This window comes from Vreelandella nigrificans (assembly GCF_002374315.1).
Lineage (GTDB): Bacteria > Pseudomonadota > Gammaproteobacteria > Pseudomonadales > Halomonadaceae > Vreelandella > Vreelandella nigrificans.
This window is the reverse complement of the sequence record NZ_NWUX01000011.1, coordinates 63,725-79,016: the sequence shown is the minus strand read 5'-3', so window position 1 is coordinate 79,016 and position 15,292 is coordinate 63,725. Positions and strand designations below refer to the sequence as shown.

15 protein-coding genes are annotated in these 15,292 nt (G+C 52.8%); 10 read left to right on the top strand and 5 right to left on the bottom strand.

The annotated features are described in order from the left end of the window. Positions 1-80 precede the first annotated feature (80 nt). Both lolB and CPA45_RS13080 read right to left on the bottom strand, forming a co-directional pair. Complete coding sequence (lolB, locus tag CPA45_RS13085) at positions 81-773, bottom strand: lipoprotein insertase outer membrane protein LolB (protein WP_096652067.1); 693 nt, start codon at positions 771-773, stop codon at positions 81-83. Positions 774-840: 67 nt separating this feature from the next. Continuing rightward, positions 841-2,613, bottom strand: a complete 1,773-nt coding sequence (locus tag CPA45_RS13080; RefSeq protein ID WP_096652065.1) for a tetratricopeptide repeat protein — start codon at positions 2,611-2,613, stop codon at positions 841-843. Between the two features lie 219 nt (positions 2,614-2,832). On the opposite strand from CPA45_RS13080, the gene hemA reads away from it, so the two are divergent. Genes hemA through CPA45_RS13055 form a run of 5 tightly spaced genes read left to right on the top strand, consistent with a single transcriptional unit; the run spans position 2,833 to position 7,382 of the window. Beyond that, positions 2,833-4,143 (top strand): glutamyl-tRNA reductase, encoded by a 1,311-nt coding sequence (gene hemA, locus CPA45_RS13075; protein WP_078086964.1) that lies wholly within the window; start codon positions 2,833-2,835, stop codon positions 4,141-4,143. After that, positions 4,140-5,228 carry a peptide chain release factor 1 gene (gene prfA / locus CPA45_RS13070; RefSeq protein ID WP_096652063.1) on the top strand — a complete coding sequence of 363 codons (1,089 nt, stop codon included), beginning with the start codon at positions 4,140-4,142 and terminating at the stop codon, positions 5,226-5,228. Before hemA ends, prfA begins: the two co-directional genes overlap by 4 nt. Before the next feature lie 14 nt (positions 5,229-5,242). Next, entirely contained in the window at positions 5,243-6,088 is an 846-nt protein-coding gene (prmC, locus tag CPA45_RS13065; RefSeq protein WP_096652199.1) for a peptide chain release factor N(5)-glutamine methyltransferase, read from the top strand. Positions 6,089-6,121: 33 nt separating this feature from the next. After that, positions 6,122-6,622: an Lrp/AsnC ligand binding domain-containing protein gene (locus CPA45_RS13060; protein WP_078086966.1), complete on the top strand. Its 501-nt coding sequence runs from the start codon at positions 6,122-6,124 to the stop codon at positions 6,620-6,622. 4 nt (positions 6,623-6,626) lie between these two features. Then, positions 6,627-7,382, top strand: a complete 756-nt coding sequence (locus CPA45_RS13055) for a HesA/MoeB/ThiF family protein (protein ID WP_096652061.1) — start codon at positions 6,627-6,629, stop codon at positions 7,380-7,382. 116 nt (positions 7,383-7,498) lie between these two features. Here CPA45_RS13055 and ahpF read toward each other — a convergent pair whose 3' ends face one another. After that, positions 7,499-9,055: an alkyl hydroperoxide reductase subunit F gene (gene ahpF / locus CPA45_RS13050; RefSeq protein ID WP_096652059.1), complete on the bottom strand. Its 1,557-nt coding sequence runs from the start codon at positions 9,053-9,055 to the stop codon at positions 7,499-7,501. 231 nt (positions 9,056-9,286) lie between these two features. Beyond that, positions 9,287-9,850, bottom strand: coding sequence for an alkyl hydroperoxide reductase subunit C (ahpC, locus tag CPA45_RS13045; protein WP_096652058.1), 564 nt, complete (start codon positions 9,848-9,850; stop codon positions 9,287-9,289). 425 nt (positions 9,851-10,275) lie between these two features. Here ahpC and CPA45_RS13040 point away from each other — a divergent pair, with 425 nt between their 5' ends. The 4 genes from CPA45_RS13040 to CPA45_RS13025 all read left to right on the top strand — a co-directional run bounded on the left by CPA45_RS13040 (position 10,276) and on the right by CPA45_RS13025 (position 14,439). Beyond that, positions 10,276-11,379 (top strand): polyamine ABC transporter substrate-binding protein, encoded by a 1,104-nt coding sequence (locus CPA45_RS13040; RefSeq protein WP_096652056.1) that lies wholly within the window; start codon positions 10,276-10,278, stop codon positions 11,377-11,379. A gap of 96 nt (positions 11,380-11,475) precedes the next feature. Further along, a complete protein-coding gene (locus CPA45_RS13035) occupies positions 11,476-12,657 on the top strand; it encodes an ABC transporter ATP-binding protein (RefSeq protein ID WP_096652054.1) in 1,182 nt (393 codons plus the stop codon). A gap of 31 nt (positions 12,658-12,688) precedes the next feature. Beyond that, positions 12,689-13,600: an ABC transporter permease subunit gene (locus tag CPA45_RS13030; protein ID WP_096652052.1), complete on the top strand. Its 912-nt coding sequence runs from the start codon at positions 12,689-12,691 to the stop codon at positions 13,598-13,600. Further along, entirely contained in the window at positions 13,597-14,439 is an 843-nt protein-coding gene (locus CPA45_RS13025) for an ABC transporter permease subunit (RefSeq protein WP_096652050.1), read from the top strand. Before CPA45_RS13030 ends, CPA45_RS13025 begins: the two co-directional genes overlap by 4 nt. 45 nt (positions 14,440-14,484) lie before the next feature. Here CPA45_RS13025 and CPA45_RS13020 read toward each other — a convergent pair whose 3' ends face one another. Beyond that, positions 14,485-14,694, bottom strand: a complete 210-nt coding sequence (locus CPA45_RS13020) for a zinc ribbon domain-containing protein (RefSeq protein ID WP_096652048.1) — start codon at positions 14,692-14,694, stop codon at positions 14,485-14,487. Between the two features lie 122 nt (positions 14,695-14,816). Here CPA45_RS13020 and CPA45_RS13015 point away from each other — a divergent pair, with 122 nt between their 5' ends. Next, complete coding sequence (locus tag CPA45_RS13015) at positions 14,817-15,245, top strand: DUF3617 domain-containing protein (RefSeq protein WP_078086975.1); 429 nt, start codon at positions 14,817-14,819, stop codon at positions 15,243-15,245. Positions 15,246-15,292 lie beyond the last annotated feature (47 nt).

Sequence of the window (15,292 nt, the reverse complement as noted above, 5' to 3'; positions counted from 1 at the left end):
AAGCGTTAACGTAGAGGATGGTATTAACGTAGAGGTTGGCATTAACATGGTAGCTGGCATTCCGGCTCTCAGTCAGTGTGTCAGCTGTTGGAAGGACGCCACTGGTTGACCACCAGCGTAATACGCACATCGGCGTAGTTCATTACTAGTCGGCGGGGTAACCACATGCCTTCTACCTGTTCCCAGTCGCGGTAATCGATTTCCCAGCCATCTTGTTGAAGGTGGTTGGGAAAACCAAGCTCATCTGTTTCTATCTGATAACTGGAGTGGTTACTAGGCAGGCCGCGAACCCAGTCTGGCATGGCGCTAACTGGCAACGACCAGCCAAGCTGCTCTTCCATCAGCGACTCGGGGGTTTCTGCCTCAAAGCGGCCATCGCTGGTAGTGAGTGAGAAGCGCCCCTCGCGGCCTTCCAGCACGCTACGGCCACCACCGAATGGCCCGCTAATCAACATGCGGAAATAGTAGGGGTGCTGGTTCCAGTCTAAATTAGCGCTGGTATTTTCCTGGGGTGTTCTCAGTCCCGCTTTTCCCACCATTGTCCATGTGTCGAATGCCTCAACATCGGCTTGCTGGCGTTCCCATTGGCCTGCTTGGCGGCCGCTCTCATCAATCGGTACTTGGCTGGCACAGCCGGCAATTACCAATAGGGCAGCGCTAGTAATTAGTAGGCGTGCTGAGTGCGTAAGCTTGGAGCGTATCAGCTTAGGGAGGCAAGGCGCGGCCAGGCGAAGCTTGTCACAGCGGGAAAAAGCAAGGTGTTTGGTCAACATAAACTGGCTCCATGTCAGTGTTGCTTAAAGTTGATACGGCTAATCGATGTGGTTAATAAAGTCGGCGTTAGGGTGTATTGGATGGCGTTAGTTCAGGGAAACGCTCAAGCAGCTCATCGATTTGTGGGTGCTGTGAGGTACGCTTACGTGCCTGCTGAAGTAGCCGACGGGCTTCATCACTGCGCCCGAGAGCATGCAATACTTCGGCTAAATGCGCGACGATCTCTTGGTCGGGCATCTGAGCGTAAGCGCTTTCTAGCCATGCTAGTGCTTCATCGGGCTTGCCAAGCCGGAAGTATACCCAGCCCATACTATCAAGAATCGCTGGGTTGTTTGGGTCGGCTTCGTAGGCGCGTTCAATTAACTCACGGGCCTCCTCAAGTCGCTCTGGCACGTTAAGGTCAGCCAGTGTATAGCCCAGTGCATTCAGGGCCATGGCGTTGTTAGGCTCGGTGCGCAGTATCTGACGCAAGTCCTGCTCCATGGCGTTAAAGTCGCCCATTTCCCAGAAGCGCATTGCCCTTAAATATAGCAGGTTAGTGTCGTCGGGGGTGCGGGTAAGCTCTCGGTTTAACAGTGCTGTAGCATCCTCCTGAAGACCTAACTCGTCTAATAGCTGTACCTCTAACATCACTAGGTCGCCGAAATAGTCTTCATTACGCATCCGCTCAATACGTAGCAGTGCACGTGCATCAAGAAGGCGATCATTTTCGATCAACATGCGTGCTGCCGTGGCAAGGGCGGGCAGAAACTCGTCACCTTCGCTTACTTGGCGATAGTAGAGCAGGGCGTCATCTATTTCGCCTTGGGATTGACTGATCGCTCCCAGCAGGTAATAGGCGATATTGGGAATACTACCTTGGCCAATAAGGGGCTGTAGCAACCTGTAGGCAGGTTCGCTATGACCCTCTTCCAAATAGAGCTGAGCAAGTGCGATGCGTAGATCCTGATTGCCACCGTGGTTTTCCAGCAGGCTGTTGGTTTGCACTTCGGCGGCGGCAATATTGTTTAGGCGGATTTCAGCCTGAGCAAGCATTAGTAAAAAGCGCACATCGTCAGGAGCTAGGTTCAGCCCTTGTCGAGCGGCGCGCTGGGCTGCAGGGTGATCACCGCTTTCCAAGGCAAGACGCGCCTTGGCTAACCATAGTGATGTTGATTCAGGATCCTGGCGGGCGACTTGGTCCAGTCGCAGCTGAGCGCTTTGCAGGTTACCAAGCGCAGCTTCAATGAGTGCCGTGCCCAGTAGTACGTCACTGTGAAACTCAAGTTGGTCGGCGCCAGGTTGGTCAAGGTGTGCCTGCAGAGGTTGCATCAGCAGATGGAGAGGAGCTTCTTCGGCTATGGCAATTTCAGCAAATGCCGCTATTTCCCCGTTGCCACCCGCTTGAACAATCACCAAGCGCTGCTCTAGGCTGTCATACCAATCACCGCGTTGCAGGGAAAGGGTCGCAAGTAGACGGTTTGGGCCCTCTGCTTGAGGAGCTAGCTCATGCCAGCGCAGCGCAGATGCTTCTATTAGCGCAATATCATTGCCAAATCGCGCAGCAAAGGTCGCGCGCTCGGCAAGCGCTGGTACGCCATAGCGCTGGGCAGCCTCCAGGTAGCCCTGGCTGGCGTAGCGGTAGTTACCTCGCTGACCAGCAAGCTCGGCAGCCAGCAGCGTGCGAAGTCCAGCCGCATCAAGCCCACGGGTAATGGGGGGAGCCGACTGCATGGGGTCGCCTGAATAGGGCATTAACCCGTCCTCATAAAAAGAGGGCGTAGACTGGCAACCGCTCATTAATAGCGTGGCGGCCAAAGGCAGCAGGGGTAAACCCGATAGTGTTGCGCGAAGGGGCATGCGTTTCTCGATCAAGTGGCCGAGTGTTCAGCATAGCGGCTTGGCCGCCTGCGGCAAAGTGGTGTGCATCAGATCATGCTGTGCTGTGATAGAATATTTCACCTTGAAAAAGAGCAGCACCATTACAATTTCTTAATGCTGTCTCTCTCTTTCGTAAGCCCGAGACACATAGACCGACAGTGACGTGACGACCGATCCACTAGCGAAGACGCATAACGCATGACGCTTCTTGCCCTGGGAATAAATCATCGTACTGCCAGTGTGGCCGTGCGTGAACAGGTGGCTTTTACCCCGACGCAGCTCGAAAGCGCGTTGGTGGAACTGCGTAGCCTACCGCAAATCAACGAAGCAGCCGTGCTATCGACGTGCAACCGTACCGAGCTTTACTGCGTAACGGATGCCGCCGGGGAGCAGGCTGTGTTGGACTGGCTTGGGCGCTTTCATAATTTACGTGTCGAAGACCTTTCACGTTGTGCTTATCACTACCTAGACAACGATGCTGCGCGACATCTGATGCGTGTGGCAGTTGGCCTGGACTCTATGGTGCTGGGCGAACCGCAAATACTTGGCCAGTTAAAAGAAGCGTATCAACAGGCGCGCCAGGCAAATGGGTTAGGTGGTGAGTTAGAGCGCCTTTTTCAGCACACGTTTGCGGTAGCTAAACAAGTGCGCACAGAAACCGGCATTGGTAAAAACCCAGTGTCGGTAGCTTATGCTGCTGTGAGTATGGCCAGCCGTATTTTTGATGATTTTGGCCGTGCCAGAGCGCTGCTGATCGGGGCTGGTGAAACCATAGAACTGGTTGCCCGTCATCTTCATGAGGCGGGGGTGCGTCAACTTACGGTAGCAAACCGTACCCGTGAGCGTGCAGAGCAAGTCTCTTCCCCGTTGGGGGGCACTGCAATCACGCTGTCTGAAATCCCGGATGCTTTGGAGTATGCCGATATCGTCATCTCCTCTACCGCCTCGCCACTGCCCATATTGGGTAAAGGGATGGTGGAGCGAGCGCTGAAAAAGCGTCGGCACCGTCCTGTGTTTATGGTGGATATTGCAGTGCCGAGGGATATCGAACCACAAGTGGGGGAGCTTGCCGATGTCTTTCTCTACACTGTTGATGATCTTGAAGAAGTTATCGAAGAGAATCGCCGTCATCGTCAGGTAGCTGCTGACCAAGCCGAGTCTCTGATTGAGCACGGTGTGGGGAGCTGGCTACACGAGCGTCGCATTCGTAAGGGCGGCGAGCTGATTCGCGACTACCGTCGCCACGGCGAGGCAATCCGTGACCACTCCCGCGAGCAGGCGCTTGAACGCTTAGCCCGTGGTGAAGACCCTGCTAAAGTGATCGAGCGCTTAGCGCATCAATTAGCCAACCGCTTGATGCACCACCCAACGCTTGCGTTGCGAGAAGCTGCCTCTCAGGAAAACCACGAACTGCTGAATGCTGTGCCGCATTTATTGTTGCCTGCCAAACCTGCTTTTGAGCAGCCTGCGTGCTCGGTAAAACGCCAGAAGGATAATACACCCGCATGAAAGAGACTTTGCGCCAACGCCTAGATAGTTTTGCTGACCGTTTTGAAGAGTTGGCAATGCTGCTATCTGATCCTGAGGTGATCAACAACCAACAGCGTTTTCGTGATTACTCCCGTGAGTACGCTGAGTTAGATGAGCTGGTTGCTGCCTGGCAGCGTTATCGCGAGGTTGAAAATAGCATTGAAGAGGCCGAGCAGCTTAGCCGCGATAACGACCCAGAGATGCGCGAACTCGCAGAAATGGAAATTAGCGACGGCCGGGAGCAGCTTGAAAGCCTGGATATTGAGCTTAAGCGCTTACTGGTGCCGAAGGATCCAGACGATGGTCGTGGCGTGTTTCTGGAAGTGCGCGCAGGTACTGGCGGTGATGAAGCGGCAATCTTTGCAGGAGACCTGTTTCGCATGTACTCGCGCTATGCCGAAAAACGCGGTTGGCGCGTTGAAGTGGTTAGTGCCAGCCATGGCGAGCAGGGCGGCTATAAAGAGGTAATTTCCCGAGTTAAGGGCGATGGCGTTTACGCGCGCTTGAAGTTTGAGTCTGGCGCACACCGAGTGCAGCGTGTACCGGCCACTGAGTCTCAGGGGCGGATTCACACCTCAGCCTGTACAGTCGCAGTGATGCCAGAAGTGGATGATGTCGGCGATATTGATATTAATCCCGCCGATCTACGTGTAGACACCTATCGCTCCAGTGGAGCTGGTGGTCAGCACGTTAATACCACCGACTCCGCTATTCGTATTACTCACCTACCCACTGGTGTCGTCGTAGAGTGTCAGGAAGAGCGCAGTCAGCACAAAAACCGTGCTAAAGCGATGTCTCTGCTAGCCGCGAAGCTCAAACGTAATGCGGTAGACTCTCAGCGCCAAGAGCAAGCGGATGCCCGTCGTTCACTTGTAGGGTCTGGGGATCGCAGTGAGCGCATTCGTACTTACAACTTCCCCCAGGGTCGTATTACCGACCACCGCATTAATCTCACACTGTATAAACTCACCGAAGTGATCAGTGGCGAACAGTTGGATGAAGTCATCGACCCGCTGATTCATGAATATCAAGCCGAGCAGCTTTCAGCCCTTCAGGAGGCCTGATGGTGGTAGGTGATGTGACCTACGATGCTCTGCTGTTACAGGCGGCACAGCGGCTTAGTGAGGCGGGCTCGCCCTCAGCACGAATCGATGCCGAAGTGCTGCTTAGCTATGCTACGGGGCATAATCGTACTTGGCTCTATACCTGGGGTGACAGAGAGTGTGCTATTTGGGAGCAAGCGCGCTTCGATGCGCTAATTGCCGCCCGTGCCCAAGGACAGCCAGTCGCTTATTTAACTGGTGAGCGGGAGTTTTGGGGGTTGCGGTTAGCCACCTCTCCGGACACGCTTATCCCACGGCCTGATACTGAGACGCTAGTTGAGGCTGTGCTGGCCCGTACTCCAGCAGAGACCGGTCGGTTGCTTGATTTAGGCACGGGAACTGGCGCGATTGCATTAGCGTTCGCCAGTGAAAAACCTGGCTGGAAGGTGACCGGTGCCGATATTCGCCCCGAAGCGGCTCAGCTCGCTGCTCGCAATGCTAAGGCGCTTGCTATTGCCAACGCACAGTTTATACAAAGCGATTGGTTTAGTGCTTTTTCTTCCTCTGAGCCAACAGTCCTATTCGATATTATTGTTAGCAACCCGCCCTATATTGCCGCCGATGACCCTCACTTGCGCGAGGGGGATGTGCGTTTTGAACCGCTATCTGCGCTGGTAGCCGAGGCGGACGGCATGGCTGATTTGATACATTTGGTCGATGCGGCAAGAGAGTATCTATCAATGGGAGGAGTGTTGGCGCTAGAGCACGGCTATACCCAGGCGAGCCATGTGCGGGAAGCACTGGTTAGCGCTGGCTATCACAACGTTGAAAGTGTGCAAGACATCAGCGGCCATGAACGGGTTACCCTAGGGCACCTTTAATAACTGCCTGATTCATCAGTATTGGATCCTGCCATGAAACCTAAAAATAGAACGCTGGACCGTATCGATCTTAAGATTTTGCGCTGCCTACAGGAAAATGCGCGTATTTCCTATGTAGACCTTGCATCAGAAGTTGGCTTATCCACAACCCCTTGCCTAGAGCGCGTCAAGCGCCTTGAACGAGCGGGTATTATTCGTGGCTACCAGGCGGTTCTCGACCCGCGAGCATTAAAAGCTAACCTACTCGTGTTTGTAGAGATTAGCCTGGAAACTCAGTCCCCGGCAGTGTTTGATGAGTTTCGCCGGGCGGTAGAAAAATTGCCTCAGATACAAGAGTGTCATTTAGTGTCTGGCCAGTTTGATTATATTTTGAAGTGCCGGATTCCTGAAATGGCGGCCTACCGTCAGTTGCTAGGCGATGTGGTGCTGACCCTGCCGGGAGTGAAAGAGTCGAAAAGCTACGTGGTGATGGAAGAGGTGAAAGAGAGCTTTAGCCTGCACATACCCGACTTTGAGGAATTTGAGGATAAGTAAGCCGATGATGGACGATCAGGCGCTGCTGCGCTATAGCCGCCAAATTATGCTGCCCGAGGTGGATATTGAAGGGCAGGAGCGCCTGCGTGGCGCCCACGCGCTGATTATTGGCGGTGGAGGGCTAGGCTCGCCTGCAGCGCTCTATTTAGCCGCTGCAGGCGTCGGAAAAATCACGATTGCCGATGCGGATGTGGTGGAGCTTTCTAACCTGCAGCGCCAAATTGCTCATCAACAGGCAAGTATCGGTATTAACAAGGCTCGCTCTGCTAAAGCCAGCATGCAAGCGCTGAACCCAGAATGTCAGGTGGTTGCCTTGGAGCAGCACGCAGAAGGGGAGCAACTGCTAGCGCTAGTGGCGGCGGCGGATGTGGTGCTGGACTGTACCGACCGTTTTTCCAGCCGTTACGCTATTAATGCAGCCTCGCAGCAAGCGGGTGTGCCGCTTGTTTCGGGGGCGGCGATACGCTTCTCTGGGCAACTGGCGGTATTTGACCCTCGCGATTCGGCCAGCCCATGTTACGCCTGCCTTTACCCGCCCAATGACAGCGATGACGAAGCCCTTAGCTGTGCTGAAAGTGGTGTGATGGCACCGCTGGTTGGATTGATCGGTTGCTTTCAAGCGGTTGAGGCTTTTAAGTTATTGAGTGGGGCTGGAAAACCCCATCAAGGGCTCTCTACCTTTGAGGGTTTAAGTGGTCAATGGCGCCACTTTCAAGTACCCCGTGACCCCGCTTGTACGGTGTGTGGGCAGGGCGGTTAAGTGCTCAAAAAAACGCCCGCTAGATAGCGGGCGTGACGTCACGGTCTTTTGCGTCAAAAGGGACAGTCCAACGGGCAGCAGGTGGGGGCCGCCCTTTGGCTGATTCTTTTAGCTAGTTAATTACGAATCAGGTAATCAAAGGCGCCCAGTGATGCCTTTGCGCCTTCTCCCATGGCGATAATGATCTGTTTGTACGGAACGGTGGTGACATCCCCAGCGGCAAATACGCCGGGTACCGAGGTCATACCGTGGGCATCCACAATGATTTCCCCGCGTGGTGACATTTCAATTGGCGAGCCTTTCAGCCACTCCGTGTTAGGCACCAAGCCGATCTGGACAAAGATACCTTCCAGAGGAATGTTTTTAACTTCGTCTGTGTTGCGGTCTTTGTAGGTCAGGCCATTGACGCGGCTGCCATCGCCGGTGACTTCTGTGGTTTGCGCGTTCAAAACAATGTCTACATTGGGCAGACTCTTGAGCTTTTTCTGAAGTACGGCATCAGCACGCATTTCACCCATAAACTCCACAAGCGTTACATGGCTAACGATACCGGCAAGATCAATCGCCGCTTCCACGCCTGAGTTACCGCCACCAATAACGGCAACCCGCTTGCCCTTAAACAACGGGCCGTCGCAATGGGGGCAATAGGCAACGCCTTTGTTACGGTACTGCTGCTCGCCGGGTACGTTCATCTCACGCCAGCGTGCGCCGGTGGCCAGCACAAGTGTCTTACTTTTCAGCTTGGCACCTGACTCAAAGCTCACTTCATGCAAGCCGCCTTCGGTTTCTGCAGCTTTAAAAGAGGTTGCACGCTGTAGATTCATCACGTCAACTTCATACTCTTTAACGTGCTCTTCCAGTGCGCTGACCAGTTTGGGGCCTTCGGTATGGGTGACTGAAATGAAGTTTTCAATGCCCATCGTATCGGCTACTTGGCCACCAAAACGCTCTGCCGCAACGCCGGTATTAATACCTTTGCGGGCAGAGTAAATGGCTGCTGATGCACCAGCCGGGCCGCCGCCAATCACTAGCGTATCAAAGGCAGCTTTCTCACTTAGTTTTTTGGCTTCCCGCTCAGTAGCACCTGTGTCTACTTTGGCTAAGATTTGCTCCAGGGTCATACGCCCCTGGTCAAAGGGCTTCCCATTCAAGTAGATGCTGGGGACCGACATAATTTCCCGTGCTTCCACTTCGTCCTGAAACAGCGCGCCATCAATAGCAACGTGACGAACGTTGGGGTTAAAGATCGCCATCAGGTTCAACGCTTGCACAACGTCTGGGCAGTTCTGGCAGGAGAGCGAGTAGTAGGTCTCGAACAGCATGTCACCGTCGAGGCCTTTAATTTGATTAAGCAGTTCTTCCGATGTCTTGGGTGGATGCCCACCTACTTGCAACAGCGCTAGTACCAGCGAGGTAAACTCGTGGCCCATGGGGATGCCAGCAAACACCACACCGGTCTCTTCACCAGGACGGTTAATGGCAAACGATGGCGTGCGGCTATCCTGGCCGCTGGTCTGCAACGTGATTTTGTCGCTTAAGCTACTGATATCTTCTAATAGCCCTAGCAGTTCACGTGACTTGGCACCGTCATCGAGGGACGCAACGATCTCGAACGGTTGAGTCACTTTTTCTAGGTAAGCTTTCAACTGATTTTTTAAATTGGCGTCCAACATGACAGTGGTTCCTCATAGTCAGCAGTATAAAGTTCTCAACCTAAAACACCGCTTACTGTGCTTAGATCACAGTAGCCATCAAAGGTGTTAGGGAAAACGCTGGGAGTGTTAGAACGAGCACTCAAAGAAAAACACCCGAGCCTAGCGCCCGGGTGTCGTGCTACCTAAGGGGGTAACCCTTATAAGGAATAATCCTTATTTGGCAGCCCTTACTTGGCAGCGATAGACAGCTTAGATTTTGCCTACAAGATCCAAAGACGGAGCTAATGTCTCTTCGCCTTCTTTCCATTTAGCCGGGCAAACTTCGTTCGGGTTGGCGCGAACGTGCTGAGCGGCTTTTACTTTACGCAGCAGTTCTTCAGCATTACGGCCGATGTTGCCAGCGTTGATTTCAACAATCTGAATTTTGCCGTCTGGGTCAACAACGAAAGTGCCGCGCTCAGCCAGGCCAGCTTCTTCGATCAGTACTTCGAAGTTGCGAGAAATTTGCAGCGTCGGATCCGCGATCATCGGGTACTGAAGTTTGCCGATAGTCTCGGAGCTGTCGTGCCAAGCCTTGTGAGTGAAGTGGGTGTCAGTTGAGACGCTGTAGATTTCAACGCCCAGCTTTTTGAACTCTTCGTAGTTATCGGCGAGGTCACCTAGCTCTGTCGGGCAAACAAAGGTGAAGTCAGCGGGATAGAAGAAGAACACAGACCACTTACCTTGCAAGTCTGCTTCAGTAACGTCAACGAATTCGCCGTTCAGGTAAGCAGTCGCTTTAAACGGTTTTACTTCAGTATTGATCAAAGACATTTAGATAATCTCCATTTGATGTGATCGGTAGTGGGAAAATTTGTAAGACACTATACCGCCCTACGACTAATAGCTAAAATTGTAAAAAATAATTCTACTGATAGCTAATTTAAATAATGACGCTGCATTGACGTCACGACTCTGTAGGTGGGGGCGCTGCGGCTATATAGCAAGAATTTTTCACATTGACTTGCGATAGACCGCGCTGCACCGCAAAATTCGCACGGTTCGCATAATTGCCTACGCTGTTTTTAGCTCCGACAAGATGACTGGACGGTAGGGGGCTAGATTTGTGCGACGGCTATGCTCGATAGCTCTGGTGGTTATGGGAGCTTAGGTGGTTATGGGAACTTAGGTGGTTATGGGAGATTTGCTGGCCGCTGGATGTTTGGTGATCGTTAGATTTTGAGATGAGGAGCAGTGGAATGGGGAATATTCACAAACTTTCTGGGGCCGTTACGGCCATATCTTTTGTCGTAACGGCCGCAGTAGCCCACGCTGATGAAGTGAGGGTTTATAACTGGTCAGACTATATTGCACCAGAGACACTGGCAAAGTTCACCGAACGTACTGGTATTAGCGTCACCTACGATGTTTACGATAGCAACGAAGTTCTGGATGCAGCCCTGTTATCAGGCCGCTCTGGATACGATGTTGTCGTACCCTCTACCCACTTCTTTACCCGCCAGCTGAATGCGGGTGTCTATCAGCCCCTGGATCATGAGCTATTGAGCAATCTTAGCAACCTTGATTCCGAATTGATGGCTAGCCTGGAACATATTGATGGGGATAGCGAGTACTCTATTCCTTACATGTGGGGCACCAATGGCATTGGCTATAATGCCGACCGTATCGAACAGATTCTGGGCGAAGATGCCCCCGTCGATAGCTGGGCACTTCTTTTTGATCCCGACGTAACCAGCGCGCTGAGTAGTGCGGGTTGCGGTATCTCATTGATGGACTCGGGTATTGAAATGCTACCCGCTGCGATGGCTTATCTGGGGCTGGATCCGCAAAGCAACGATAGCGATGACCTGGAGGCCGCAGGGGAGGTCATTACTCGTATTCGGGACGATATAACCTACTTTCACTCCTCCCGCTATATCTCTGATCTGGCGAATGGTGACATCTGCGTAGCCGCTGGCTACTCCGGCGATATCTTCCAGGCTGCAGAGCGCGCAGAGGAGGCCGGGCGTGATTTTACGATCGCCTACAGCATCCCCAAGGAAGGCGCTGAGCTGTGGTTCGACATGATGGCCATTCCGGCAGATGCCCCGAATCCTGAAAACGCACATGCGTTTATCAACTTTATCCTTGATCCTGAGATCGCCGCAGAAATTACTGATTATGTGCGCTATGCCAACCCTAATAGCGCCGCGAATGCTTACTTGCCGGAAGAGATACTTGAAGACCAGGCAATTTATCCTGCAGCCGACATTATGCAGAAGTTATTTGTGCCTTTGGAGAAACCGCAAAACGCCCAACGCGCACTGACCCGTATCTGGAACCGCGTTAAATCCGGCCGTTAATCTATTCATCGCCTGACGGCGAGCCAAGCGTTTTGCTTGGCTCGCTGTTTGTCTTTTAAACGCCCGGTTATCTGGGCCTTTTGATGGGAGTGACTAATGGTCACTACGCCCCTGTCGAACGAGTTGTCCTCCTCTGCACCCTTAGCCTCGACTGCTGCACGCCCTCAGGGTAAAACCCCACGGTTTGCCGAGGATGTCGTGCTGGAGGTAAAGCGCTTGAGTAAGCGTTTTGATGATGCCCTAGCGGTGGATGACGTGAACCTGCAGGTAAAGCGCGGCGAGATCTTTGCGCTATTGGGTGGATCGGGATCGGGCAAATCCACTCTGCTGAGAATGTTGGCAGGTTTTGAAACACCCAGCGAAGGTAAGGTCTTATTAAGTGGCGAAAATATTACTAATATGCCGCCCCATAAACGCCCGATTAATATGATGTTTCAGTCCTATGCGCTGTTCCCGCATATGAACGTTGCACAAAATATTGCCTTCGGGTTAAAGCAAGACAAACTACCCAGAGCAGAGATCGAGGCGCGGGTGGCCCAAATGCTCAAGCTGGTGCATATGGAGCGGTTCGCAAAACGTAAACCGCACCAGCTCTCTGGCGGTCAACGCCAGCGGGTAGCCTTGGCGCGCTCGTTAGCCAAGCGGCCCAAACTACTGTTGTTAGATGAGCCTATGGGCGCGCTGGACAAAAAGCTGCGCACAGAAATGCAGCTAGAGGTGGTGGAGATTATCGAGCAGGTGGGGGTTACCTGCATTATGGTGACCCATGATCAAGAAGAAGCCATGACCATGGCTGACCGCGTTGCCATCATGGCAGACGGCTGGATTGAGCAGGTGGGCTCGCCGGTAGATATTTACGAAAGCCCGGCCAGTCGTATGGTGGCGGAATTTGTGGGTACCGTGAATCTGTTCGAAGGCGAGATTGTAGAAGATGCCGCCGACCACTGCCGAATTGCCTCGCCTGTGCTCTCCCGGCCAATTTATATTGACCATGGTATTACGACCCAAGCAGTAGACCGCCGGGTATGGGCTGCGCTTCGCCCGGAAAAAGTCTGGCTGACCCGCGAACAACCCACGGCAGAGTACAACTGGGAAGCGGGTAAGGTAGATGATATCGCCTATCTAGGTGGCTACTCACTTTACTACGTACGCACTGCGTCCGGGCAGCGAATCAAAGTCAGTATGGCTAACACTGAGCGTCGTGGCGATCGTCCCACTTGGGAGGATAGCGTCTACGTTTATTGGGAAGACCATAGCGCTATCGTACTGAACCGCTAATGCCTTGTTGGCCCTTAGGAGATCGCCTTAAATGATGCTGTCTCGTGTCGCTGGTTTGATGAAACGCCTACAATTAGGCCGTCGTGCGGTGATTGCGCTTCCTCTCGTCTGGCTAACGCTGTTCTTTCTGCTGCCTTTTGGGTTAGTGCTCAAAATCAGCTTGTCTGAGTCAGTGATTGCCATTCCGCCCTATGGGCCTTTGGTGGAGTACGCTGACCAAACGCTGCAGGTGTTTCTCAATTTGGGAAACTATCTTTTTTTGCTGTCGGACTCTTTGTATGTTGCGGCGTACTGGGGATCGATCAAAACCGCGTTTATTTCTACTGCCGTCTGTTTGCTAATTGGCTATCCAATGGCTTACGCCATGGCACGGGCACCGGTTCGCTGGCAGCTTATCCTGCTATTGCTGGTGATGCTGCCTTCCTGGACCTCATTTTTGATCCGTGTGTACGCTTGGATGGGGATTTTGAGCAACAGCGGTTTAATCAATAATTTACTGATGGGGTTAGGGGTCATTGACTCACCGCTGCGCATGATGAATACCCAATTTGCCGTCGTTATTGGGATCGTGTACGCCTACCTACCGTTTATGGTGCTGCCTCTTTATGCGCACTTAACGCGGCTTGATAACTCTCTACTAGAGGCTGCTGCTGATCTTGGTTCGCGCAAACTCAATACCTTTCTAATGGTCACGCTGCCGCTCTCTATGGGAGGAATCGTTGCGGGCTCTATGCTGGTATTTATTCCCGCTGTTGGTGAGTTTGTCATCCCCGAGCTACTGGGAGGCCCCAATACACTGATGATCGGTAAAGTGCTTTGGGAAGAGTTTTTCTTAAATCGCGACTGGCCGGTAGCTTCTGCACTGGCGATGGTAATGCTATTGCTGCTGTTAATACCTATCGTGTTGTTCCACCGTTACCAATCCCGGGAGCTTGAAAAATGAGTAGCGCTCGCCGTCGTCCCAGTTTTACGACAGTGATGCTGGTGCTGGGCCTTCTGTTTCTCTATCTACCGATGGTGGTGTTGGTGGTTTACTCCTTCAATGCCTCACGATTGGTCACCGTTTGGGCGGGGTTCTCTACCCAATGGTATGTGGAGCTATTTCGCGATAAGCAAATATTGGCTGCGGTTTGGACCAGTCTTGAAATCGCTTTCTTCTCCGCCAGTATGGCCGTGTGTTTAGGTACCGTTGCAGCATTTGTTATGACGCGCTATGGCAACTTTCGCGGTAAAACGGCGCTATCTAGTATGGTCACGGCTCCGTTGGTGATGCCGGAAGTTATTACAGGGCTTTCCTTGCTGTTGCTGTTTGTGCAGATGGCTCAGCTCATTGGCTGGCCCGCTGACCGAGGAATGGTGACGATCTGGATTGCTCATACCACGTTTTGTAGTGCCTATGTGGCAGTGGTAGTGGCTGCTCGTCTACGCGAAGTTGACAGCTCGATTGAAGAAGCAGCAATGGACCTTGGCTCGCCACCAGTGAAAACATTTTTCTTTGTAACACTACCGGTCATTTCGCCCGCCTTGGCGGCAGGGTGGCTACTGGCGTTTACTCTATCGCTAGATGATCTGGTCATTGCCAGTTTTGTCTCTGGCCCAGGGGCAAACACGCTACCGATGGTGGTGTTTTCATCGGTACGTATGGGGGTCTCGCCGAAGATCAACGCCCTGGCGACGCTGATTATATTGACGGTTTCATTAGTCACCTTATTAGCGTGGTACTTTATGCGCCGCAGCGAGGCTAAACGCTTAACGCTATTAAAGCAGGCCGATAACGCCTAGTTCACATTGCCAGTTGAATTGCACTTGGTTGGCACAGTGCTTAGCTTAAAGCACATCATCGTCACGGCCGGTTAGCACGCTCTCTAGCTCACCCGTTATCGGCGAAATAATCACCTGCAGTTGGATAGGTGCGCAGCATTGATGGCAATCCTCCCAGGTGTCGTGGCTTCCCTGGGAGGTATCGATGACAAAGGTAAGCGCTGTGTCGCAGTACGGGCAGTGAAACGCGTGGTTAACCAAAGCATCATCTTGCATACAGGCTTTCCTTTAATAAATACTCTATGGTGAGTGTAGCAGTGCCTCTTCTCAGTGGGCATCGCTTTGCCGAATCAGGTAGGATATTGACGGGTTTCTAAAGCAACGCAGTGAGAATGACGATGATGATACGTAACATGGCAGTAGCAGCCTTTTTGGCTTTCCCGATGGTCGCCCTGGCAGACACACCTAACGTAACGCCTGGCGAGTGGGAGTTCGTCAGCGTGACCAGCATGAGTGGCGATATGCAGATCCCAGACCAAACCGAAACCGAGCGCCAGTGTATTACCCAAGAAGAGCTAGATGGTGCTGAGTTTGGTTTTATTGAAGAGGAAGAGGGCTGCGAGCTGCTCAACCAGGATATGAATGCCGATGGTCTCTCCTACAGCATGGTATGCCGCGCTGAAGGTGGTGAAGCGACCATTGATGGCGAGATGCGTTTTATGGGCGAAAAAATCGAAGGCAGCGTCGATATCTTTACCCAATCCCCCATGGGTGAATTGACGATGAATACTGTGATTGAAGGCGAGCGCATTGGCAATTGCCAATAAGAGCTGCGCTGAGGCTGCTTCGCTGTATCGAGTTGCCAACAAGCTCG